This is a genomic window from Methanoregula boonei 6A8 (genome assembly GCF_000017625.1).
GTDB lineage: Archaea > Halobacteriota > Methanomicrobia > Methanomicrobiales > Methanospirillaceae > Methanoregula > Methanoregula boonei.
This window is the reverse complement of the sequence record NC_009712.1, coordinates 1517315-1543689: the sequence shown is the minus strand read 5'-3', so window position 1 is coordinate 1543689 and position 26375 is coordinate 1517315. Positions and strand designations below refer to the sequence as shown.

At 50.0% G+C, this 26375-nt stretch carries 14 protein-coding genes; 6 read left to right on the top strand and 8 right to left on the bottom strand.

Translation table 11 applies throughout. The features are described from left to right. Positions 1-651 precede the first annotated feature (651 nt). Complete coding sequence (locus tag MBOO_RS07785) at positions 652-2877, top strand: C13 family peptidase (protein ID WP_012107046.1); 2226 nt, start codon at positions 652-654, stop codon at positions 2875-2877. 320 nt (positions 2878-3197) lie between these two features. Here MBOO_RS07785 and MBOO_RS07780 read toward each other — a convergent pair whose 3' ends face one another. From MBOO_RS07780 to MBOO_RS13095, 7 genes are all read right to left on the bottom strand, one after another. Next, positions 3198-4550, bottom strand: a complete 1353-nt coding sequence (locus MBOO_RS07780) for a response regulator (protein ID WP_012107045.1) — start codon at positions 4548-4550, stop codon at positions 3198-3200. After that, positions 4544-7318 carry a PAS domain S-box protein gene (locus tag MBOO_RS13100; protein WP_012107044.1) on the bottom strand — a complete coding sequence of 925 codons (2775 nt, stop codon included), beginning with the start codon at positions 7316-7318 and terminating at the stop codon, positions 4544-4546. The genes MBOO_RS07780 and MBOO_RS13100 overlap by 7 nt, the downstream gene beginning before the upstream one ends. A gap of 39 nt (positions 7319-7357) precedes the next feature. Further along, positions 7358-7711: a circadian clock KaiB family protein gene (locus tag MBOO_RS07770; RefSeq protein ID WP_012107043.1), complete on the bottom strand. Its 354-nt coding sequence runs from the start codon at positions 7709-7711 to the stop codon at positions 7358-7360. 1 nt (position 7712) lies between these two features. Beyond that, positions 7713-8054: a circadian clock KaiB family protein gene (locus tag MBOO_RS07765; protein ID WP_048068675.1), complete on the bottom strand. Its 342-nt coding sequence runs from the start codon at positions 8052-8054 to the stop codon at positions 7713-7715. A 90-nt stretch (positions 8055-8144) separates the two neighbouring features. Further along, on the bottom strand, positions 8145-9866 hold the full coding sequence (gene kaiC, locus MBOO_RS07760; RefSeq protein ID WP_012107041.1) for a circadian clock protein KaiC: 1722 nt from the start codon (positions 9864-9866) through the stop codon (positions 8145-8147). Then, positions 9863-10132, bottom strand: a complete 270-nt coding sequence (locus tag MBOO_RS13930; RefSeq protein WP_157677639.1) for a hypothetical protein — start codon at positions 10130-10132, stop codon at positions 9863-9865. Before MBOO_RS13930 ends, kaiC begins: the two co-directional genes overlap by 4 nt. A gap of 408 nt (positions 10133-10540) precedes the next feature. Then, positions 10541-12511: a hybrid sensor histidine kinase/response regulator gene (locus tag MBOO_RS13095; RefSeq protein ID WP_012107039.1), complete on the bottom strand. Its 1971-nt coding sequence runs from the start codon at positions 12509-12511 to the stop codon at positions 10541-10543. A gap of 346 nt (positions 12512-12857) precedes the next feature. Between MBOO_RS13095 and MBOO_RS13925 the strand changes: the two genes are divergently transcribed. The 5 genes from MBOO_RS13925 (at position 12858) to MBOO_RS07720 (ending at position 24987) form a co-directional block, all read left to right on the top strand. Continuing rightward, positions 12858-13637, top strand: a complete 780-nt coding sequence (locus MBOO_RS13925) for an EB domain-containing protein (protein ID WP_012107038.1) — start codon at positions 12858-12860, stop codon at positions 13635-13637. A 1194-nt stretch (positions 13638-14831) separates the two neighbouring features. Next, positions 14832-19934, top strand: coding sequence for an ice-binding family protein (locus MBOO_RS13090; protein WP_012107037.1), 5103 nt, complete (start codon positions 14832-14834; stop codon positions 19932-19934). Between the two features lie 313 nt (positions 19935-20247). Then, on the top strand, positions 20248-21426 hold the full coding sequence (locus tag MBOO_RS07730; RefSeq protein ID WP_012107036.1) for a peptidase associated/transthyretin-like domain-containing protein: 1179 nt from the start codon (positions 20248-20250) through the stop codon (positions 21424-21426). Then, positions 21423-22703 carry a response regulator gene (locus MBOO_RS13540; RefSeq protein ID WP_012107035.1) on the top strand — a complete coding sequence of 427 codons (1281 nt, stop codon included), beginning with the start codon at positions 21423-21425 and terminating at the stop codon, positions 22701-22703. Before MBOO_RS07730 ends, MBOO_RS13540 begins: the two co-directional genes overlap by 4 nt. A 271-nt stretch (positions 22704-22974) precedes the next feature. Further along, on the top strand, positions 22975-24987 hold the full coding sequence (locus MBOO_RS07720; protein ID WP_157677638.1) for a hypothetical protein: 2013 nt from the start codon (positions 22975-22977) through the stop codon (positions 24985-24987). A 518-nt stretch (positions 24988-25505) separates the two neighbouring features. Here the strand turns inward: MBOO_RS07720 and MBOO_RS13920 are convergent. Beyond that, a complete protein-coding gene (locus MBOO_RS13920; RefSeq protein WP_157677637.1) occupies positions 25506-25682 on the bottom strand; it encodes a hypothetical protein in 177 nt (58 codons plus the stop codon). Positions 25683-26375: the final 693 nt, after the last annotated feature.

Below are 26375 nucleotides of genomic sequence, written 5' to 3'. Positions count from 1 at the left end.
TGTATGCGGATATCCCTGCACTTTAGTAAAATAACCGGATACGATGCCTAAAGCCGTCCATTGAGCGTTCGTCTGCCGGGCATTCTCGCCAAAATTACCGCAGTTATAGTAGTCCACACCTGATGCCCGGCCTTATAAATCCGTATCCCTATGGGTGAAAGTAATCATGCTGATGGCCCGGATATCAGGGAAATTCCGTGCTGAGGCCAACACCTCACTTACACAGATCGGAGAGAAACCGTCCCGACTCCCGACGGTTTATAATCCGCAACCGGAACCACTTGTGTAAATTCCGCCAAGCAAACCTCCACCTTATACAAAGAGACTGCGGTTATCCGGATCGCCAATACGGAGTCCCGCCCCAATGTGAACGTAAATCCCATTGGCCTGAAACAATAAGCGAGATCGAGCAGACCTTAACTAGGATGTTTAATCAAAACACAATTAACCGAAATGGTGATGCCAACGTATCACCGGTGGATTGCTACAATCTCCCTCCTCTTTTCCGGATCAAGCCCGGTTCTTGTAACCATCAAACCAAGATTTGCCAAATCCCGTCAGTGTTATCATCTCCCCTAAAGAGACATACGCTTGAGTTGGGGACCAAAAACACGTGTGTTGGAAGTCCGGCACTCTGGAACCTGAAACGCGGTGATACGAATCGAACAAAAAAAACGCTGGCCAAAGTTCCTGCTTATTGCTGTTGTCATCCTCATTATCGCAGCCGGAGCTGTGGCCGGGTATACGATCCTGCATGCACGTACTCCCGTCCGGATCGGTGTCCTCCTCCCCATCACCGGTGGGGTAGATATCAAAGAACCGCTCGAATGGGCAAAAGATACCATTAACCAGCAGGGTGGCATCGGAGGGAGGCAGGTCGAGCTTGTATACATGGACACCGGCACGGGTAACACCACGCAGATGGCCGAAGAACTCCTTAATGACGATTCTGTACAGATTGTCATCGGGCCCCGGAACAGCGACGATGTCTTCACGCTTGCCCCGGAATTTATCAAAAAGAAAAAACTCCTTATCAGTCCGATGGCCACCGCCGGCAGCATCACTCTTGCATTTGGAAATCAGGGATACTTCTGGCGGACTACGCAGAGCGATGCGGCACAGGTACAAGTGATCGTGAACATCCTGAATAAACAAGGGGCTCACCGCGTTGCCCTTCTTGCTGAAAACTCCGCGTACGGGGAGACTTTCTATAACTGGATGGGGTTCTTTACCATAGAGAATGGCCTCGATCTTGTCTCGATACAGCAGTTTGACCAGAACAGCAGCTCGCTTGACGCGGATGTTGCAGACGCCCTGAAGTCAGATCCCGATTATATTATTGCAGCCTGCGACAATCCGTCCGACGCTGCAACGATAAAACGGGCGATCGACAAGTCAGGTAAACCGGCAAAGCTCTTTCTTACCGACGGGGCCGTCTCCCCGGCGCTCATCAGTTCGCTTGGGTCTGAGGCTGAAGGGATTGAAGGGACCGCTCCCACCGCGGATCCATCCACCAATTTCCCGGCTGCGTATGAAGAGAAATTCGGCCACGCTCCCACGGGTTTTGCAGCGCCAGCGTACGATGCCCTCCTGCTTGCCGCGTATACCTCGGCCCGGCAGGAGGCAAACCCCACTGAGTCCCTTGCCGCTTCGATACACGACGTGGTGTCCGGCAACGGTACTTCACCGGGCTGGGATGCACAGGCCATCCATGAGAATCTTCTTCTGATCGAAAGCGGGCAGACACCCGGGATCAGCGGAGCAAGCGGACCGCTTATCTTTGACAGGGATGTTGGCGTGGATCCGCTGGTGACCTATTATTCCCACTGGGTCATCAGGGACGGGGATTTCCAGACCGTTGGCGTCTTTTCGGCAAACGCGAGCGCAAACGGTGTGTCGATTGCCCGGAGCCGGCCAACAATACCGCCCCCGAACCCTCCCTCCAACAGCGGGATCTCATCAGTACCCCCGGCGGCAGGGGAATATCTTCCTCTCCTCTCAAACGCGAGCACAAACGGTGTGTCAATTTCCCAAATCTCACCTTCGGACAACGGGATGTCGCCAGTATCTCAGGTTACAGGGAAAAATATCCCTTTCCTCACAAAGACCGATTTTGAGGCAGTCATTATTGCGCCCACAAACGGGTGGATTAATTACCGGCACCAGGCAGACGGGCTGACCCTGTACACCCTGCTCCGTGATAACGGGGTCCCTGATGACCACATCATCCTCATGTTGTATGATGATATCCCCGCCCTCCCGGAAAATCCTATCCCGGGAAATGTCCACCATGTTCCCGAGGGGTCCAATATCCGGCTCGGTGCCAATGTGGCGTATACCGGTTCGCAGGTGACTGCTGCCACGCTCAATAATGTCCTGACCGGTACAAAAACCGATTTAACCCCGGTGGTACTGGACAGCAACGCGAGTACCGATGTGTTTATCTATATTGTCGGCCACGGCGATCCGGGGACTATCGACTTCTGGAACGGCAATCTCTTTACTACGGATAATATTACCCGTATAACGGATACGATGAGCCGGGAACAGAAATACCGGCAGCTCGTTTTCATGGATGATACCTGTTTTGGCGAGAGTATCGCCGCGAACCTAACGGCGCCGGGTATCATCTACCTTACGGGAGCTTCCAGTACCGAGCCCTCGTTTGCCGCGACCTACGACATTGATATTAAGCAATGGATCTCGGATGAATTTACCTTAGAAGCGGTGGACCTTATCCAGGAAAACCCGGACATTACCTTCCAGGAACTCTATACGGAAGCATACACGAACGTGACCGGCTCGCATGTCCAGCTGATAACGACAGGAAATGTGAGCACGCTTCATGAACCGGTCCTGGAATTCTTAAAACCATAAGCCGGAAAAGTATTTCCTTGTTGGAACCCTCGTCACGGTATGGCCATTTTTGTGAGTGTCGCATATCAGCATGTGTCCGGACCTGTGAGCGTAGATAAAATGCGTACTACGGCAGAAATGAAGAAGGTGTAAAGACTGAAAAGGAGCTGCCTTCCGAACCCGGTGCTCATGCAGTTTTACAAGAAAAGGAGTGCGTAGTACTCAACCATACACCGTTCTCCGGGGTGCCTGTTATCCCCCCCCGGATCGGAAAATCCCACGGTCCAAGCGTTTTTGCGTTGTAATCTCTCTTGTAAGTGGAGTTTTGATACATACCCCGCTCATATTTTTTTATCCTTCTTGTCCGCAGTTAATCCTCGTTTGTCCGATATAATATGCTGGAAGACCTGCTGGAAGTCATTGAGCTTCTGGTCGATATTTTTCTTCCCGTTTACAGTAAGACTATACAATTTGGATTTTCCTGAAGTAATAATCTCAAGGTCCCCTTTTTCCTGAAGATCATGGAGAATGGTGTAAATCCTTGCATGCGGAATAAGCACATTGTACCGGCTGTGAATCTCGTGAACGATATCATATCCTGAAATCGGTTTATCCAGAAGAGAAAGGACCACCGGTTCCAGTGATTTTTTTACGACATCATCGATGGTTGACTGGGGAACAACCGAAATAGATTCGGCAGGAAATGAATGATGGGCAAACGAAAGGGACGTTTCTTTCCCGGTTGACACGATAATCTTGGGAATCCCCCGGGCTAGGGATTGTATCAGGGTATGATCAATTTTCCCGATATTCATGGCAATGATCCCGGATACCGGGGTATGTCTCTCCTTTTTTGAAAGGAGCAGATCCTTTATGGCAAGGATATCATCGAACTCATCGCTTTCAGAAAAGTCCAGCAGGATTTGCAATGAATCGGTTGAACCCGGATAGAGCAGGGATTCAGTGCACTTATCAATGACGGGCAGCAGGGCGGAAACTTCATTTCTTTTTATCCGGTAGGTGTACAGCTCCTTTTTGAGGATCTCTTTTGGGAAATATTTCTGGAGTGTTGAATGGGAATAGGCAAACAGGTTGCGTCCTCCCTTTTTAAGGCCCTCTTCCAGCGCAAATTTGAATATTGGTTCTTTTATGATTTGATCCGTGTAGAGGAAGATAACGAGGTCCGTGAAGATATCGGTTAAAAGTATGGTCTTTATTTCCGGCAGGTCATGATAGGAAAGATCATTTTGTACCAGCGTGCCGCCGTCTGCACCCGTCACAATTTTTTCCGGTGCAGATTTTCCCGATTTCTGCTCCTCATGTTCTATTCCTCTTCGGAACATTGCCATTTCAATGGCTGCCTTGATTCCCAGCTCATTGAAGGGTTTGACAATATAGCCATAGGGGCGGACACTTTTTGCTGCTTCAATAATGGCATCGTCAGCGTACGCGGTGATAAAAATAACCGGAATATTCAGTTCCCCCCTCATGACCCCTGCTGCTTCAATGCCATTCATATTTCCCGGCATCACGATATCCATCAGCACAAGATCAGGCCGTATATTCCGGGCCTTGGCGACTGCCTCTTCACCGGAAGACGCCATACCTGCAATGATATATCCCATCGCGGTCAGCCTTTTTTCCAGCTGCATCATTATGATTGCTTCATCATCTACAACAAGTATTTTCACCATACGTTATTCCCCCCCTCTGTCAAAGCAGGAAACTTTATGCTGATTTCAGTACCATCCTGGATTTTATGCGTAACCGTTCCCTTCAACTGGTGCTGCACCAGTGTCCTGATAAGTGAGATCCCAAGACTGCCGGTGCGATCAAAATCAATGTAAGCGGGGATCCCCGTCCCATTGTCACGGATTGTGATTTGTATGTGGCCGTTCTCCTGTGATACAGAAATACGGATTGTGCAGTTTTTTTGCCCGTTGAAGGCATGTTTATACGCGTTCGAAAGGATCTCATTCATGGCAAGCCCGCAGGGGACAGCTAGGTCCAACGGAAGAACTACTTCGTTAGAATGAATCTCACAGCTGATCTCGCGTCCATTATGGGAATAAATACCTGAAAATAAGGCTACCTGGTCCTGTATCTGGGTGATTAAACTGATCTTTCCGAACTGTTTACTCTGACACAGCCTTGCATGGATCTGCGCCATGGTCTGGATTTTGAGCATCATATCGGTCAGAATGCTGTTGGCCGGTTCATCATGGGTGTTCATCCGGGTCATATCAAGCAGGCTGGAGATCAGCTGGAGATTATTCTTGACCCGATGGTGAATCTCTCGAAGCAGCACTTCCTTTTCCGCGAGAGATGCTATAAGTTTCTCCTCTGCATGCCTGCGATCGGTAATGTCCCGGAAACTCCAGACCCTGCCGACCACACGATGCCCGATTTTCTGGGGTTTTGAATAGTGTTCAATGATTTTCCCGTTTTTACATTCGATCACGTCAAATCTTTCACATGCCGTGCGGGACCGGATCTCTTTGAGGCTGGCTGAAAACTCTTCAGGGTATGTGAGTTGCGGCAGGATATGCTGTATCACCGTCTCATTTTGCCCCGATGCCAGCACTGCCGGAGGGATATCCCACAGGGTCATAAAATTCCCGTTATAACTGGAGATCTTACCCTCAAGGTCGACCACATAGATCGCGTCTGCGGTCGATTCAAGAGATGCATGGAGGAGCGACAGGGTTTTTTTAAGCATTGTATCGGCTGACTTTCGCTGCCTGATCTCCTCATTGAGAGTCTCGTTTATTTTTGCATACCCTACAGCCCGCAACCTGTCCTCGGCCTCTATCCTTTTTCTGTCGGTGATGTCCTGCCCCTGGGCAATCGTCGATATAATTGTTTTCCCGTCAGATCCAAAAATTGAGGCAGAGTTCCAGAGTACTGTCCTGATATCTCCCTTCTTGTGGAGAATGGGTATTTCCGTGCTTATCCACTGTTCCCCGTCAAGAGTGGTTTTCATGATGAGATCCATTGACTCAGCCTGGCATTTCCCCGGTAAGAGCGTATACACCGGCAGTCCGATGACTTCCTTTGCTTTCCTGCCTGTCAGATGCTCAAACGCCTGGTTGAACCGGGTGATGCGGAATTGCGGATCCCAGACGATAATGGGGGCATTGGCATGGTTAAACAGATTATCAAGATATTCCTTTGTTTCACGAAGGGTCTCCTCAACCTGTTTCTGCTCCGTTACATCATATGCAACTTCCCCGGCTGCCACGATACTGCCATTATTATCCCGGAGGGGAGTGTGGAGTACATTGTAGATCCTGATGTTCTCACCACCGGGATCAGCGAATTTTATCGTCTCGTTTACTTTCTCTCCGTGCAGTACCTTGCTCCATTCATTTACGGTCCTCTTCTGCTCTTCTGGAATCTCTGCAAACAATTCAATCATACTGGCCCCTAAGGTGAGGTCCTTGCCGGTGATTCGCCTAATCTCTTCCTTATACGTCTGGTTAAAGAAGATATAGCGGAAGTCCTGGTCCTGGGCCGCGATGAGCACACTTGTTCCCTTTGTTACGGCCTCCAGCAACACATGAGCCCGGAGAAGGCTCTGCCCGTTGTCCCGCAATGCAGCATCCCTTTGTTTCTGTTCGCTGATATCGTGGCTTGTCCGGATAACCGCGATGAGCTTCCTGCTGTTATCGAAGACCGGGGCATTGGTGGCGTAGATGGGAAATACGTGACCGTCATAGTGACGTACGAAATATTCCCCGTTCCAGGTATCTCCATTTGCAAGCTGTGCCACTATCCTCTCCGTCTCCTCCTTCGGGATCTCGGGTGCTGCTACACCCGCGAGTGCACGCCCTATCGCCTCCTTTGCCGTCCACCCGTAGGTCTTTGTCGCAGCAGCGTTCCAGTAGATGATCCTCTGGTCAGTGTCGGTCGCGATGACTGCCTCCCCGACCGCGTCAAGCATCCTTGCCTGCAGCCAGATTTTTTCTTCGTCTTCTCTCCGGTCGGCAACGACAACGCTGACTTTCGTGTCCTTGTCGGAGGAGAGCGGGTTCATGGAGATGAGGGCCGGGAGGAATCCCGTCTCCTGCCGGATCCGGATATTGATCCGGTATGTTTTCTTCACTATCCCTTTTAACGCCGTTTTTACCACGACGTGGTATTCCGGGCAGATATGATCGAGAATGGAGGTACCGGGTATCTTGTCCGGGGGCAACTTCACCATTTCGGCAAACTGCTTGTTCGCGTACAGGATCATCCCGGTCCGGGAGAGGGTGAGTACTCCTTCTCTGATATTTTCTACAAGCGATTGGTACGGGTGATCGGCCCCTTTGAGTGTGTAGACCTGCTGGACATCGTCTTTCGAGACAACGATGGCATCTACTTCGCCGGAACGGATGGCATCGAGTGTTTCCTCGAGTTCGCGAACCTTCTCACGCAGTTTCCCGACCTCTTTTTTAAGGTCCGCGTCTTCCTGTTTCATGCTTGTCACCGGGAGTGTTTTTGTCATGCAGGGATTGTTCTACGTTCGCGGTACAAGGTCAAGGCCAATAAGTACTCTTTCCTTACGGGTCATGTCTCCTATGATTCTTCGCAGGGGGAGCGGCAGTTTCTTGATCAGGGTCGGCGCTGCAAGCACGAGGTCAATAGGATTCTTTGTCCGGTCAAGGTAGATATCGACCACTTCGAGTTCGTATCTCCCGTTCAGGTACTCATCGCAGAGTTTCTTCACGTTCTCGACTGCGGCCTGTGACCGGGGGTTGTTGCCTGCTACATAGAGCCGGAGCACGTAATAATTGTCCTTCCGCTTCTCAAGTGCTGTCTCGTATTCGGCGGTGACATCTGCTTGTGCCTTCTTCTTTGGGGCGGCCTTCACGTTATCTCACCTTCCGAAGGTCCAGACCGACAAGAACTTTTTCGGTGTTGGAGAGGTTCCCGATGATTTTCTTGACCGGGACCGGGAGCTTCCGGATAAGGGTGGGAACGGCGATAATCTGGTGATCCTTTGCGAGCTGCGGATCTTTTATGAGATCGATGACCTCGATCGTATACTTGCCTCCGAGATAATCCTCGCAGATCTTCTTGAGATTTTCAAAAGCGGTCAGGGAATTTTGTGTCTGCCCTGCAACGTACAACCGCAGGATCCATCTTCCGTCCGCTGTCTCATCTATCTCTGTTTCTGTCTCCTTCCGGTTGATATCTGGTGTAGTTGGCAACATTTCACCTTGTTTTACAGTATGGTTCGGGGCACTCTTCCCGGTTCCGGACAATTTTTTCACCGGTGTTCACATCTCCTTCGGGAATCCGGCTTATCGGTCGACGTGCCGCTGGGTTGCGATCTCCCTTTTGGTCTTTGCGGCTACTTTCTCGCGGGAGACGTCCTGCCCGATAAGGATCATCATCTCGTCTTCCTCCTGTGCGAATCGCTCTCTGAGCAGAGAGATCTCGTTTTCCATGAGTTTCCGCCGGCTTTCGAGTTCCCGCTTCTTGCGTTCGATCTCCTCGTTCTTGCAGAGCCGGTCGTCGATTTCATTGCCCTCCTGTGCTATACGGGCGGAGCCGAAAAGGACTCCCTCGCTGCCCTTGTACACATCGAGAAGCCGGATGCCTTTGTCCGACAGGATAAACTCGCGAAGCTGGTTTGAATGGGCCATCCCCCGCACCTTGATGATGGAAAACGCGCGGTTCCGCTCCCCGTTCCCTTCGATATTCTTGAGGATGAGCCACGCATCCATCAGGGAAGATACGTGCATCTCGGTCGGCTCGACCGAATAGACCCCGACATTCACATCGTTCGAAAGGCTGGTAAAGAGCCCGGTTATCTGGAGAGACTTGGCAAAGTCAATGAGACGCATCAGCATCGAGCGAACCTGGATATCATCTCCAATGGGGTAGAGGTTGGAAATGGGATCGACTGCCACAACCCTTGGTTTGAATTCCCCGATAAGTTTCAGCATCACCGAGAGATGCATCTCGAGGCTGTACGCCGTCGGCCGGACCGCGTGGAACTTCAGGAGACCGGATTTGACCCATGGTTCAAGGTTTATCCCGATGGACTTCATGTTCCGCAAAAGCTGGCTCTCGGATTCTTCGAAGATAAAAAAGAGGCATTTCTCGTTCCGCCTGCACGCTGCATCGATAAACGTCGCGGCAATACTTGTCTTGCCGGTCCCCGCCTGCCCGGATATAAGGATGGATGACCCGCGGTAGAATCCTTTCCCCTCCAGCATCGTGTCGAGCCGGGGAATGCCGGTAAAGATCCGCTCACCCGATGCCTTGTGAGTGAGGGATAACGAGGTGATAGGGAGAACGGAGATCCCGTCTTCACTGATCAGGAACGGGTATTCGTCAGTACCGTGGATACTTCCCCGGTACTTGACAATGTGCAGGCGCCGGGTCGCGATCTGGTTTGTAACCCGGTGGTCAAGGGTGATAACGCAATCTGCAACATATTCTTCAAGGCCGTACGTGGTGATTGTACGGTCCCCGCGCTCGCCCGTGACAACGGCGGTAACACCACGGTCTTTAAGCCAGAGGAAGAGCCGGCGCAGCTCCGACCGAAGGATTGCCTCGTTTGCAAAACCGGAGAAGAGGGCCTCCAGAGTGTCGATAGAAACACGCTTTGCGCCGACCTCGTCGATGAGTGCGCCAAGCCGGATGAACAACCCTTCAAGATCGTACTCGCCGGCTTCCTCGATCTCGGAGCGATCGATAGTGATATGATCGAGGACCAGTTTCTTCCGGCGGATGAGGTTGTCGAGGTCAAATCCCATTGACCTGAAATTCAACTTCAGGTCGTCGATCTTCTCCTCGAACGCTACAAAGACACCGGGTTCACCGTAATCGATGATCCCCCGGATGATGAACTCCATAGCAAAAAGTGTTTTCCCGCATCCCGGGCCGCCGCTGACAAGCGAGGGACGGCCTTTGGGGAGCCCGCCCCCTGTTATATCGTCAAGACCCTTGATCCCTGAGTGGACTTTTTCGATTTCTGCCGCTCCCACGATTGCAGCAGTCTTATTTTTTTTCATGATGCTAGCACTTCCCTGAGATCCCCTATAAATCTGGAATCTTCGTCGATTATATACAAGGGAAATGGTACTTCACTCTTCCCGGGGATGTACTGGCCGCAGGTGATCCGGAACGGAGTACTGGTGTCACGTAGTAAAGGCGTGACGATGAGTGGATTCATAATCTTCATGAAGGTTTTCCGGGAATCTGGCACAGGCTCTCTGATATATCCGGCCTGCTCTGTGACAGAGAGGGCTGCGATTGCAGCAACAACTGTTTTAATCATATGTCTGATACTCAAAACTTTTTTTAAATGCTTAAAAAGGAATTCCCGTATTGCAATTTTTGGAACATATAAACGCCTGAGTATTGCCGGATATTACTTTCATTTTTTTAACAGGATCAAGTGATGCAATCTCCTGTCGGGATACATCCCTGTACTGCTGATCCACCGGTCAAAAAAGGTGGAACGTTCCCCTAATTTTATCCTTTTGGATAGTAGTGACCCGTACGCTTAGTAGCTACGATCGTTCTTGCGATTTACGATTCCGCTCAGGGGGTCTCGCAGGCTGCTCCTCTTCTTTGCACCCCATAAGTTCCGGCGATTTGTGAAAGGGTTCCTCACATACTCCGCCGCTTTTTGATAACGGGATGCATGACACAGAGGGAGATGGAGTTAATCCACCCCGGATTTTTATGATGGTGCCGGTTCTTTCTTAAACCGGAATGCTTCTTCCGGTACCAGGATCTCAAATTGTGCACCTTTGCCCGGGGTTCCGGTCTCACTTATGGAAATGCCGGTAATTGAGAGGATCTCCTGGGAAAGGAAAAGGCCAAGGCCGGTATTTTTCCCAAAGCCGCGTTCGAACAGGCGCTGTTTATCTTCGACAGATATTCCGATCCCATTATCCGCAATGGTGATAATGAGCCCGCTAACGGCTGGATGGTGGGATATACTTATGCGTGTTACTGCGCCCCCGTATTTCCGGGTATTATCAAAAAGGTTGTAAAAGACCTTTTCAAGGAGCGTGTCGGCGTATATTTCAAGGGAGTCGTCGGAAATTTCAAGGATAATGGGATTAGGGGCCAACTGTGATTCAGCGGAATGGACAACCCCGGATAAACTCTGCCACGCCGGTGCCTTGCTTCCGAGATCCTCATATTCCTTGGTAAATTCGATCTGGCGCTGAATAGTGTTTGCCGCTTTTTTCGCCCGGTTCATATGGACTGTTCTTTGGGGTTCTTTTGCGGATTTTTGTGCGAGGTCAAGGGAACCGGAGAGCACCATGAGCTGGTTCATGATATCATGGCGGGTAATCGTTGACATCAGGCTCAATTTCCTGCTGGCAAGAGCGAGTGCATCTTCAGCACGTTTTCGTTCAGTGACATTCCTGATATTGCACTGGATAATCCTCTTGTCCCCTACAAGATAGACATTGCTGACAAACTCCACACTGATAGCTTTACCCTGCCGGGTCTCCATGGGCAGATCTTCGTACCGGATATACCCCTCGGTTTTCAACTTCGTAAACGTCTCTATTGCAAAGGATTTGTTTTTGAGAAATCCCAGTTCCCAGAGATTCTTGCCAACGAAATACTCCAGCGGGTAGCCCATCATGTCGAGAATGAATTTATTCGCGTCGATAATTTCGCCGGTCTCTCCGTCGAGGATAAGGATCGCGTCCTGTGCAGCTTCAAACAGCCGGCGATACCTGAGTTCTGATTCTTCCAGTTCATGTTTGGCGGCTGTTCGTTGCTCTTCGTGATCAAGTGTTTCGAGCGCAAACGAGATATCCCCGGACTGATCTTCGAGAAGCCGGATGATCCGATCATTAAAAAATCCCGGTTTTGAAGCATAGTATGTAATGACCCCTGCATTCCGGGTATTAAGCGCGAATGGGAACGCGGCAAGTGAACGATAGCCTCGTCCAAGTGCCTCTTTCTGCCATGGTGCAATCGCCGGATCGCTTTTTATATCGTTACAGACATAAACGGTTCCCGTATGGAATGCAGTTTCGGTGGGATTCTTCCCTGCGGGAGCGTCATCAGTGGATAGTGCGATCGCATCGGGGACGCCGTCAATCCTGCCGGATGTTCCAACGTTTTTGATGAGATGTTTTTCTTCATTAACAAATCCGGCCCATGCCATTGTTATGCCGCCGTCGGCAACAACAATCCGGCAGATCTCGTCGAGTAATTTTGATTTATCATGAAAATGAAGGATTGCCTTGTTGGTGGCGGATAGCACCGCATAGAGCCTGTTTACGGCGGTAACCTGTGCATCAGCCTGGCGGTGCTCGACGGCCACCTTGATCTTGTGCATAAGCTCGGCAAACAGGGATTCAGGGTCTCCTCCTTTCTGGAGATAAAAGTCAGCACCGTTTTCAAAGGATTTGACCGCAATTTCTTCCCTGCCTTTACCGGTAAACATGATAAACGGGATATTGTTATTCATCGCCCGGATCTGCTGTAACAATGCGATGCCATCCATATCCGGCATCTGGTAATCGGAGACGATGGCCTGGATCCCGTTGGATCTAATCAGTTCGAGTGCAGCAGAACCCGATGATGCGGTGACCACGGCAAATTCCTGTGTCTGCTCAAGATATGATTTGCCTGTGTCAAGGAGGTCAGAATCATCATCTACGTAGAGAACAGAAATCATAAAGACCGATCGAGAGCCCCGATTGTATGAATGCTGATGGTCTCAGCCAATAAACATTTCGTCCAGTTTCACTGCATGAAACGAGGACTCTGGAGAAAATCTGATCCAATGTCGGTTTTACTGAAGACAGAATGATCGAAATTACCGTTCGTGTCCCCCAATGTTATGCACATACCGGGTGGGTGATAAAATACCGGGAAGTAAACCGGTATATCGGGTTTGTCGCATTAAAAAGTCCCGCTTGATCGCAGATTCCCCAAATTGCATTCTATTCATCCGGATTTTAGAAAAATACGTAAAGCCCGGTGCAGGATAATTATAATACCCGTTACCGGAATGCTATAGCATGGGAGAATCTCCAAAAAAAAATACAGATCTGATGTGTATTTTTAGTATCCTCTTTCTCTTCGTAATAGTAATTTTTACCGCCGGTTGTACCAGTAATGTAACGAATAACCAATATCCGGCCCAATCCGATAATGCCACTCCAGCGTATACTCAAGCGTATGGTGTAACTACCACTCCTGAATGGTTACGGGATCAAAATATAGAAACGGCCAAAACCATTGTTGAGGAATATCATAAAACCCACACGTACAGTCTGCCCGATATGTTTGTGTGTGCCCAGATGTCACAGGATGTCTGGGATATGGTAGAAACCCGGGGAATAAATGCAACTATCGAAGTAGGAAGTGTTGACCAGAATATCAGTTCAATCCAGGAAGCAGATCACGCATGGGTATTAGCGGAAGTATCACCCGGTGAATGGATTGCAGTGGAGACCACAGCAGGATATCTTGTATGCGCAGATCCCGGCATTTGTGCTGTTGATAATCCACGATATTACACCGGATGGAGTTTCAATACCCCAAAAGCCTTGCAGGACTATCTGAATAATCCTCCCTGTTCAGCCGGATATGTTCTTGGAAGCGATAATCTGTGTCACCAGTCCTGCGGAGGAAGTGCGTATTGTACAGGAAACAGCGTTTGTGTCAACGGGCAATGCCGTGGATGCAATTCCGGGTATGTTTTCGGGCAGGATTTACAGTGTCACCCGGCGTGTGGCGGGAACAATACGTACTGCACCGGTAACAGCTCCTGTGTCAATGGGGAATGTAACGGCTGAAGTACAGGTATTATCTCATACCTTATTTCCATGTCACACATCACGGATCTGCTACACCAGTACATTGAGTGAGCATTCAAAAAAAAAAATAAAAATTTATTCCGAATCTGAATAAACCCGGAAATTTCATCGATTTTGAGAAGAACTCGAAAACTACGTGATCGATTTTTCCGCTTCAGGAGAAATACGGGATTGTCCGAATGCACGCTCATGTAGGATGATGAACCGTTAGTAGTTCACGATAAATCGTCATGAACCCGTCTGGATCACGCCGGAACTTGTAAAACCCGGACAAATCCGGTACTTCTCTAATATATCCCCCCGGACATTGAATGATCATCCCCTTGGGCAGGCAAAATCTCCCTGCCTTCAGACCTAAAGTCCCTCCCCCTCAATCCGGGGCCAAAACGGGCTTGTTTTCTTATCAGGGTCCGGTGGTGGACACAAAAATGGAACACGTTTGTCCACCGCGGGAATTATTCCCGCTATTTGGGGTTAAAATCACAAACCGGGAAAATTCAGGGGCATTATATTTTTCCCTTTAGCGGTGTTCTGTACGGGGTGTTTTTTGGATCGGACTTTGTATCATCTGGCGCCCGATCGGGTCCCCAGAGGCCATTATGGACCAGAATCCGGATTGGGGGGTGCAGGAAAATGATGAATAATGGTGGGTGTTTTCGGTTTTTACCTGACCCTTACCGGTTTTTGGGAGTTGTTGGGCCAGTCTGAACTGAGGGAAGTACTGACACCGGCTCTTTTTTGTGGGATGCACAAGTCCAAACGCATTCCCGGTTCCCCATCCCCGAAATTGTACCGGTTGGATCGAAGACGAAATTGTCTGCTCAAGCGTACGTGATTTTTGTGGAAATCCCGGACATACATCCGGTTGCTGTTTTCATGACCGAATACCGGTACTCTCCATCATATTCTCTGGATGTACGGGTAATCGTACCTGGTTCGTGGAATGAGGCGTCTGGCGCTGCATCCACACATTATATGCCCGCTGTAGTACCGGTGATACATTTCACCCGTTTAAAAAAAAACAGCGGGTACTCTTTGTTGCAAATTTTGCTCCAAAAACTGCTTTTTGGCAAATCGCGTTCCAATAGTCCAAATTTTGCTCTAAAAACTGATTTTTGACGAAGTGAGTATATTCCGGGCTGACATCAGGGAAGGCTATCAAGGAGTATGAACATGACACGTTTGAAAAAAAGTGGGGGAAAACCTTTCTCCCTTGTTTTGACCGTAGCATTGATCTGCCTTATGACAGCCGTGTTAATTCCCGGCGTAATGGGCAACAATGCAACAGCTGTTAATCTTGGAACAGCTGGTAATTATGCGATCCTGGCACAAGCAGGAATCTCGACCACAGGAGCTACAGACATCACCGGCAATATCGGGGTGAGTCCTGCTGCTGCGACAACCATAACCGGGTTCAGCCTCATTGCGGATCCCTCGAACCAGTTTTCAACATCTACGTATGTTAATGGGAGTGTCTATGCCGCCGACTATGCGGCACCTACTCCTGCTACCTTGCTCACCGCTGTAAGTGACATGGGGACAGCGTACACCACTGCCAATGGTCAGACTCCGGCAGATTATACTGACATTGGAAATGCCGGAAACATTGGTGGGCTGATACTCGATTCGGGTCTTTATAAGTTTGACACCGGCAGCCCTAACGTGGTCATAAATTTATCAGGCGTCACTCTGGACGCTCAAGGCAACCCGAATGCAGTCTGGGTATTCCAGATCCCCGGAACTTTCACTACGGCATCAGGAACTACTAGTTCCTCCAATGCAGGGAATGTTATCCTTGTGAATGGAGCACAGGCAAAGAATGTCTTCTGGGTAGTTGCCGGCGCAACGCAGATTGGAACCTACACTGACTTCAATGGGAATATCCTGGATCACACAAGTATTGCAGTACAGACCGGTGCAACATTTACCGGCAAAGCACTGGCACAGACCGCGGTTACGCTTGACGCCAATACGTTCGTAACAGATCCGGCGCCGGTGACATTGGGCGCGGCTGCAGGCCCGACCGTTACTTCAGCAGCGACCAACGCAGCCGGAACAGTGATCACCGTCACCTTCAACAAGGCAATGACCAGCCCGGCCGGCAATGTAGAAAACTTCACGTATAAGATTAACAACGCAGTGACCGGGACGTTCGGTGCAGCTGCTCTTAACGGGACCACCAGTATTGACCTGACCGCACTCAGCACGCCTATTGCGTCCGGTGATACAATTAATGTCAGTTACAGCGCAGGCACCGTAACAGCATCAGATGGCACTCTGCTTGCAGACTTTGACCACACCGTTACCAACACCATGCCGACAGCCCCGACCGTTACTTCAGCAGCGACCAACGCGGCCGGAACAGTGATCACCGTCACATTCGACAAGGCTATGTCAAGCCCGGCGGGTAATTTCGAAAATTTCACGTATAAGATTAACGGCGCAGGACCCCAACTGGCGTTCAGTGCAGCCGCACTTAATTCAACCCCCACCAAAATTGACCTGACAACCTCCGGCACGCCTATTGCATATGGTGATACGGTTAATGTCAGTTACACGGCAGGCACCGTAACATCATCAGATGGCGTCCTGCTTGCAGACTTTGACCACGCAGTCACCAACACCATGCCGGCACCACCCGGCAGCTCGGTTCCTGTGTCGGGCAATGCAACCACTGTCGATCTCGGAACGGCCGGCAATTTCGCTATCCTGGCAAAATCCGGCATCTCGACCACAACAGGCACACAGGCCACACAGATTGTCGGCAATATTGGCGTGAGCCCGATTGCTGCGACAGCCATAACAGGATTTGGCCTTGTGATGGATCCATCGTACCAGTTTTCAAAATCGTCTCTGGTTACTACCGGTAATGTATATGCAGCTGACTATGCGTTACCCACTCCGGGTACCATGACTACTGCGGTAAACGACATGCAAGCCGCATACACTGCAGCGAACGCACAGGCTCCCGATGTCACCGGCCTCAACGCCGGACTTATTACCGACGGGACGACCCTTACCCCCGGTGTATACAAGTGGAGTACCGGTGTGACCATCCCCGCCCATCTCACACTGGATGCTCAGGGTAATTCGAGTGCAGTCTGGGTATTCCAGATAGCAGGAGTCCTCAGCAGTGACGTAAATTCGCATGTTATCCTTGCTAACGGAACAAATGCCCAGAACGTTTACTGGGTTGTCGCCGGCAATACGGCACTTGGAGCAAACTCTGAGTTGAATGGGAATATCCTGGATCAAACAGGGATTACGTTCGGTGATAACGCAACCTTAAATGGCCGGGCACTGGCACAAACCGATGTTACCCTTATCGGGGATACGGTCAACGGCCCGGCAGCGGCGGCCACCCTCCCGGAGGCCACACCCGGCGCGACGGTCAATGCAACAACCGTGGCTCTCGGAACGGCCGGCAATTTCGCTATCCTGGCAAAATCCGGGATTACGACCACGGGAACCTCTGCAATTGATGGAAATATTGGTGTGAGCCCTATAGCTGCGTCATCAATGACCGGCTTTGGTCTCACTCTGGATTCATCAGGTCAGTTTTCGACATCCTCTCAGGTTACCGGAAATGTCTATGCCGCTGACTATGCAGCACCTACTCCGGCTACCATGACGAGCGCTGTAAGCTACATGGAAGCAGCGTACACCGCAGCGAATGCACAGGCTGCCGGTGTCGCCGAACTGGGCGCCGGAAATATCAGCGGGATGACCCTCATCCCCGGTGTGTACAAGTGGAGTACCGGTGTGACTATTCCCGGCAGTGTCACTCTTGACGCTCAAAACAACCCGAATGCAGTCTGGGTATTCCAGACAACAGGAGTTCTCAGTACTGGCGTGAATTCGCAGGTTATCCTTGCTAACGGAGCACAGGCCCAGAACGTTTACTGGGTTGTCGCCGGCAACACGGCGCTTGGAGCAAACTCCACGTTCAATGGGAATATCCTGGATCAGACGTATATTGCGCTGAACGATGGCGCAACCTTAAACGGCCGGGCACTGGCTCAGACCGCAGTTACCCTTATAGGGGATACGGTTAACGGCCCAACGGCAACGGCAACCCCCCCGACGACAACTGTCAGCGGCGGGACGACTACTCCAACAACCGTTGATCTTGGAACGGCCGGCAATTTCGTTATCCTGGCAAAATCCGGGATCACGACCACCGGAACTACAAATTCAACGATCATCGGCAACATTGGCGTGAGCCCCATAGCTGCGTCATCAATGACCGGCTTTGGTCTCGTTCTGGATGCATCAGGTCAGTTTTCGACATCTCCTCTGGTTTCCGGAAATGTCTATGCAGCTGACTATGCGGCACCTACTCCGGCCACCATGACGACCGCAGTAAGCGCCATGGAAGCAGCGTACACTGCGGCGAATGCACTGACTCCCGGTGTCACCGAACTTGGCAACGGAAGTATTAACGGGATGACCCTCGCCCCCGGTGTATACAAGTGGACTACCGGCGTGACAATCCCCAACACACTCACCCTTGACGCTCAGGGTAATTCGAATGCAGTCTGGGTATTCCAGACAACAGGAGTTCTCAGTACTGGCGTGAATTCGCAGATTATCCTTGCTAACGGTGCAAATGCTGATAACGTGTACTGGGTTGTCGCCGGCAATACGGCGCTTGGAGCAAACTCTACATTCAACGGGAATATCCTGGATCAAACGTATATCGCATTGGGTAATGGTGCAACCTTAAACGGCCGGGCACTGGCTCAGACCGCAGTTACCCTTATCTCAGATACGGTTACTGGCCCAACGGCGGCAACATATGCTCCGGCAAGCCCGAGTGGATCCGGTTCCCAGATAACAACCGCGATAATTTCAGGAGCAACGACAACTCTTGACTTCTCGACGACAGCCAATACTACTATCACCTTCACTACAAACAACAGCGTAGATGCCGGCACACCGGTCAACGTGACCGCGTATACCCGCCCACCGGTTACAGGAATGCCTCTTCCGGCATTCACTGCAGTAGGCAGGTACATCACCATCTCCGCACCGGCGCTGGAATCTAATGTCAGCTCGGTGATCATCAGTATGCATTATGACCCGGCCACGCTCCCGGCAGGTGTCACCGAAGCAAATCTTGTGATCGAGTACTTCAACGTGGCGACCCAGTCATGGGAATCACTCCCTAGCACCGTTGATACCGTCAATCACATCGTATCGGCAACCTCCACGCACTTTAGCACCTACGGACTGTTCGCTGGCGCTTCAGCCGTTGATCTTGGAACGGCCGGCAATTATGTGATCCTGACTGAAACCGGAGTGACGACAACGCCCGGCACGCAGAACACACTGATCACCGGTGATATAGGGGCGGACATCGTTTCGTCAGCAATAACCGGCTTTAGTCTTGCCAATGATTCATCTGGCCAGTTTTCGACATCCTCCCTGGTTAACGGAAAAGTATATGCGGCAGACTATACGGCACCTACTCCCGCTAATCTGAATACCGCTGTACTCGATATGCAGGCAGCATACACTGCAGCGAATGCACAAACTCCCGGTATCACCGACTTGGACACCGGGACTATTACCGATGGAACGACCCTCACCCCCGGTGTCTACAAGTGGACTACCGGTGTGACAATCCCCAACACACTCACCCTGGACGCTCAGGGCAATGCGAATGCAGTCTGGGTGTTCCAGGTAACAGGGGTTCTCAGTAGCGACGTAGGTTCAAAGGTTGTGCTCGCGAACGGAGCGCAGGCCCAGAATGTCTACTGGGTTGTCTCCGGTAACACGGCACTTGGAACAGATTCTACGTTCAATGGAATCATTCTGGATCAAACGTATATCGCGCTGAACGATGGTGTGACCTTCAACGGTCAGGCACTGGCACAGACCCAGGTTACCCTTATAGGGGATACGGTCGCAGTCCCAGTAACAGCGGCAGCCCCCGGTAACAGCGGCAGCAGCTCAAGCAGCTCTTCTGTCGACAATGGCAACAGCGGCGGCAGCAGCGGTGGCGGCGGTAGCGGTGGCGGCAGCAGCGTTTACTTCCCCGCAGTGGTGGCGCCGGGCCAGGCACCCGGATCCGCGCTTCCGCAGAATATTCTTGTCCCGGCAGTAGCACCTGTAGCATCAGGCCAGAAAGCGCCGGTCCTGACTCCTGCAGCTGCAACATCAGCACCGACAACTTCAACCGGTGGCCTTCCCCTCATGGGAATTGCCGGTGTAGTGGTAGTGCTTGCGATAATCGGCGTTGCAGTACTTCTGTTCACCAGGAGACACCCGTGAAGAGATTAACTCCTCTTCTCAGGCGCACTTTTTTTTAGTCCCTTCGGTTGAGGAAAAACAGAAATGCCCTCGTAAGAGATTCCCGATATCAGTCCAACCCGGTTCATTCCGATGAAGTACCTTTTTGTCGTACTGAAAAACGGATGTAATCTGTCAGGGAAACCCCCTCTAAAAAAGAACCTTTCCAAAGATAATGAGAGAATTTCCGGCAAATGAGAACCCGGATCAGTTCGGGGAGACCTTCGACCGTGGATTGCGGATGAAAGAACACACATAACGCATACTATCCCATAACCTGAAGTGAACGAACACCATGAATCGCAGCCAGCAGATCCTGATCCTTTGTGGAATCCTTTCAATCGGGATCGTGGCAGTACTCGCTGGAATAATGATGTACATGAATGCCGGTGCCCCGACAATGACAACTCCTGCTGGTGGAATCCAAAAATCTCCCTCGGGATACGATCTTTCGCTGTTAACGGTTGATGTGCCTTCAGGGGAGCCTCTTGGAAACGTTTCTGTGTACCTCGATGGCGGATACGACGGTTCTACATCCGATCAGGGAACAACGGGGATCCTGGAACTCGGCCCGGTATCAAAAGGCCGGCATACCATCCGGGTATCAAAATCCGGATACCTGGATTATACGCAAAGCGTGGTTGTCCCATCCGATTCACCGGTCAGGATCGGACTGCAGTCCCAACTGCTCGTTCCCATTCAGGTAGCCGGCTCCCATGATACGAAGATCGATATCGTGTTTATCCCCTCGGGGACTACGTACGATTATGCTGACCAGGAAAAAATTACTACAACTCCGTATGTCACGAACAGAAGTGCATTCGTAACGGATGTCAACGGGATCGTTAATGAGTCACTTTTCACCCTTGACACGGTTACCGATACAACTAACCCTATCCCCTCCGACTACCGGAACCGGTTCAATATCTATTATTATTATGACTCGTCACAGTTCGCAGACGCCTTTGACGGGTGCTCAGGGAGTGTTCCGGATACATTCTGGGAAACGGTACCCTTTGCGGATGTCGTCATAATCCTGTATCCCCCCTATTCAGCCACGGATGCCGGTACATCGGACGAGCCGGAGGGCTGTGTCAATCACGGCTCAGGCAGGAGCTGGATGAAAACCCCTGACAACCAGAACGTCCTCTTCCAGCATGAGATCGGTCATGCGATCTTCGGCCTTGTCGACACCTACTGCGGCGACACATTGTATTGGCAGAACGATCCTCATCCGAATGTGTGGTCGTCACAGGAGAGCTGTGTAGCGGATGCAATAAACAATTCCTGGGACCCTTCAGCATGCCGGCAGATCGAGGCTGCGGATCCGGCGTCCTGTACAAAGCCATTCTGGCGATGGGACCCCGATCCGGATATTATGCACGAAGGGTACAGCGGGACGTTCGGGAAGGCCTCAACCCAGCGGATGACGTATGTCTTCAATAATATCAATATCTGGGGGACAGCTGCATGAAATCTTTATCCGGATTCACAATTATCTGTCTGTGTCTTCTCCTTCCCGTTCTCACCGGTATTGTTGCAGCCGACTCTCCCCAGTACGACAAATACGTAAGTCTCCATATGAATATCGACAATGGGAACTTCACCACAAACTCCACGGGAATATATTACGGCTCCGCATCGAATCTCTTCCCTGCGCAGCCGGGCTTCAGAGCGGAACTGGTCGCTGCCAATGGTTCAATTGTGAAAACGTTCACAGTCTGGGACCCGAGAGTCCAGTACGGGGATTTCAGAAGCTCAGACGGCCAGATCCTGGGCGTTGTGGATCGCCGGAATTCAACAGATTTTGTCGTCACCTTCCCGTTCGACCGGAACGTTACCGGGTTCATGCTGTATAATCCTGCAGGAGGAGCGCTCCTCGCCTCGGTGGACTTAAAACCCCAAATCGATTCATTCTTTGCGGATTACCCAAATGATCCCGATAATCCTGCATCGTTCGAATCAAAAGCGCCGGTAAATGTAAATCCGCCCCGGGCCAGTTTGCCGGGATCTGATGCATCGATGTACGGGCAACTCTGGGGAATACTGGTCATAGGATCCGGGGCTATGCTCCTCTTTGCGGGGATATTTGTGTATATCCGGTACCTGCGGGTGAGACCCAAAAGTGTTCTCATAGTTGATGACGACCAGGATATTATCGACGTGGTTGATGGACTCCTCAAAATAGAAGGATATACCACCCGGACCGCCACGAGCGGTGGGGAGTGCCTTAAGCAACTCGCATCTGCAGTCCCCGATCTCATCCTGCTTGATATCGGTATGGAACCAATGGACGGATGGGAAACCATCAGGGAGATCAAGAAAAACACGGCAACCCGGGGCATCCCGGTTATCATGCTCACGGCACTGCGGCTTACGCCAAAGGATGTTGAAAATTATGCAATATGCATTGAAGATTATGTCTTGAAACCGGTAACCCGCGAGGGGCTGGTGGATGCAATAACGCATGTATTTGGGCGACGGCAGATGATCGAGGAGAAAATTGCCGCTGCAAAAAGAGCCGGTATCGATCGGGATAAACTCTGTGAACATGCCCGTCTTACCCGGGTTGTAGATGTCAATAAACGATTATGGGACCTCCTTGTCAGGACCTATCATCTGGACACAGATACTCCGGAGCCCGAAAGCGAGATAGGAATTGCCATTAAGAATGCGGAAAGGAAAATACGGGATCAGGAGCACCGGCTCAAACAGATTGAGAGGAGTCTTGGTTCAGGTGCAGACCAGTGAGAGCACCCTCCATTTTTTTTTAATTCGTTCAGGATTCGGTAATCGGATGTATTTTATGCTTCTATCTGGTAATTGTTCGATCTTATTATCCACTATTTTTATTGTTTTTGAAACTGCTGATGGGGAAAATTCTCATGACCGGGAGTCATTTTTTGCTTCGGGAAATACATAGCATCTCATTAATCTGTTTTTTGCTTCTCGTGGGAGAATCTCGTTGCAATAACTGCTCCAAGAAATGCAATACCCGGGTAAGTATATACCTCGGGCCGGCGTGTTGGATGATGATTTAAGGAGCAAAGCACAGGATATGGAAAAAATCTGGGTTCAGTTCAGGGAATCTGATTATCAGATATACCATAATTACTGCTTTCGCTACTATACCGTTTACAACACAACCAGAAAACGATCGATTCATTTATTCCTTGAACTATTTGAAAAAAACAAGCTTCCGGTAAGGGAACATGATCTTGAAGAAATTTTTACCTTTTTTTCGCAAAAGTGTGACGAGTTACAGGAGGATCAGAATTTTTTTGGAAAAAACAATCCTTCAACAGATCTTTCCCGATTCCAGGTATGCAGGGATCTATTGTTCCTTATTGAAGATTTTGAGAAAATATACCTCCTTATACAGAAAACGGGGATCATATCCAATTATTATCTGATCCTGGCAACGTTCTCAAAGATCATCGAAAAGGAAGAAAATGCAAAAAGTGCATATATTTCTGCAATCAACGAATATGACAGGAAAAAAATAGATGCGGTTGCGCCCGTTATAGCAAAAATTATCCGGACACGACTGGGTCCCGATATCGGCTGGGAACCGGTTCTTCAGGAAATAATACGTGTCGTGCGAAAGTTTAACCTGGTGTCAACCGATCAGAGAATCGATTGGAATTCCACATTCCTCCTTGGATCTGCAGCAGTCTCTTATCTTAATCCCGGCACAGGATCTGCGGAGATCCAGTCAACCTTTGAACGATATGTCCGGGAAAGTGAACTTGCTGAATTCGAATCAATTTTAAACAAAACGCCCTATTTGCCGGATGTGGCTTCAGATTTAGACACCAGCAGCAGTGATCTCTTCGAAGCGCTGAAATCAATCTCCGGTAGCGACGTAGATGGAAGATACTACGAAACGGTCTCAGATCCCGGACTTCCCAAAAGTGCTGCGATTTCCCCGTTTGATTTACAATCAGTCACATCCCGCAATTCCAAAGCAACCACTCCCTCCGGACAAACGTTTGGATATCCCCATAAATCCCGGGAAAAGCATTCCCGCACATTTGAAATTGATGTAAGTGATACGTTACAAAGTCTCGTGGTTTTACCGGAAAAAAAGACCAATCCCTACTATTCCGCGATCCTGAAACCCGGAAAATCCCGTTATCCTCTCCTGGCTGCAGTTTTTCTCATTTTTATCCTGCTTGCAGTTGCAATAGTGCCTGTATTTGGAATCTGGAACCCGGTAAACATCATGAATCATACCGGTACAGAAATGAATAGTAATGTATCTAATCCCCTGGGTCTTCAGAAAAATTTTTCGCTGTCCTCTAAAAATGATTTGGTAAAAGATACCATTCCTGAGCACCCGCCAACAAATAGCCTGGGTACTGTCAGTACAAGTATGAGAAGCAATGTATCCACTAAGACAAATCTTAAGAATCAGTCCCTGACAACAAATACGGTATTGTCTTCCGCAGTTATCAACAAGTTTTTCATGAATATTGCATTTGGTCCTGACAATACCATCATTGAAAAGCCTGATGAAACACGTATCAGTCTCGCCATTAAGGGGGCGTACGATGATAATGATACCGCAACAATCGATCAGTTCGAGGCCCAGTTTAATAACGTCTCACGCACGAACAAATTTACATTTGATAAAACGAGCGATATAGCAACTATAAAAATAACTTTTTTGCCGGGAACTGCAATGGACAATATTATGGACTCTAATGCTTCCGCGTTAACTCCCACTATCTCAGATACGGGGGTCATTACGTATATTAAGGGTAATCTGGTAACTCCGTACCTGAATGAAAATCTCTTGTATATTAATTCTGATTTTAATGGTGACCAGAGAAAACATTGGATTATGAGAGGTGTGTTGTCGGAATTAGGTTTTGTGGGTGAAACCACAGACTATCCGGATAGTATTTTCTACTCCGGGTCTGATAACACAACACAATTAAGTGATTTAGACTGGAAAGCTGTCGGGTTGATGTATGGATCCAAAATAACCCCGGGGATGTCGTTTGACCGCGTAAAAGCGTTTTACTCATGATATACCACGAAAAAAATTCCGCCATGAAAAACCATCAGGCCATATTTCTCTTTGTATTCTTTTAGCCGGGGTTGCCTCCTGACTTCACTTTTGTCAGGCACAACAGTGCATGGCCGGGATGATCGTTCCTGCCTACAGGAACCCCTTCAAGACCTACACTAATCCGGGCCCGTATTGAGCCCGGATGGTTACATTTTGATCCTATCGGAGCCCGTATCGGGCTCCGTTTAAATCAGGGCCCAAATTAACCGTATTTTTGAAAACGGACGATTTTAATGAGGCTCATAAAGGCCCTTTCCTGCCCTGATCTCACCTCATATGGGTTTTCGTTCGATCCCGGAAAAAGAGGCCGTTTTTGGGGGCTCTATAACCGATTATGGGCATTATATGGGGCTCAATTTTGGCGTATTTTTTAAAACCGGGCTATATATCGGCCCGGATTTTTTTGGGGAACAATCGGACGGTTTTACGGGCTTTTTTCGGGTCCCGGAATGGGGAGATATATCCTCCCTCACGGTCTAGAAATACATCCTGCTTCCGAGGAATGCAAGATACAGGCAACCTCCGATAACTGTCAGCGTGGTAAAACCGGCAAGGAGTACCGCAAACCATAGTATTCCGCCAATGACAATCTCCAGCTCGTTTATTGTCTGTCGATGTACGCCCGGTTCAGTTTTTATTATTTGTACATTCATATCAGATGAACTCCTGTTGGCACGTATCTTTCGGGCATGTGCCTATATAATCTTCAGATGGTCCGCGTGAAATGATTGAACCTGCAGGTTAGTACTATTGAGACCATGAAAATCGCCGGCGTTATGCGTATCGGACTTCGCCGGTATCTTTTCGCATGCACCGGTAACCGGGGAATATCTCCGGGCAGGTTGTACCCCTGGCCTGCCATCCCGCCGGGCCTCGTGAGATTGCTGCAAAAAAAAACTGCACCAGACAACGTATTTATGGAGTTTTGCGGGAGGGTATTTTGTATTATGGGATTTTTGGCATATCCCTGCCTCCGTATATTCTGCGAGGACGTCCGCACCTGCCCGGCTTCATGGGTCTTCTGGAAAGCAGCAGAAATTCCTGCCGTTAGCAGAGCGGCTGCCCTCGCAACTGGAGTATGGGCAGATGCTTCCGCCTTCTTGTTCGGAAAGGAAGCGGGCGTTTTTACAAATGACCGTTCCCCAGACCCTCCGGAAAATGTCCGGTTTTGTTTTTCGGGAGCTTCGCGTAAGAATCCCTGTCGGCTTTTCCCTCGCACCACGTTTTTTTATCCCTGTGCAAGAGTGGTCTGTCCCGTTAAAGGTCGGCCCTGTTCCCGGTATTTCCGTTCGTCCCGTTAACCGCAGATGCGAGGGCATGCGCAGAATCTGCTCCGGATTTGTGTT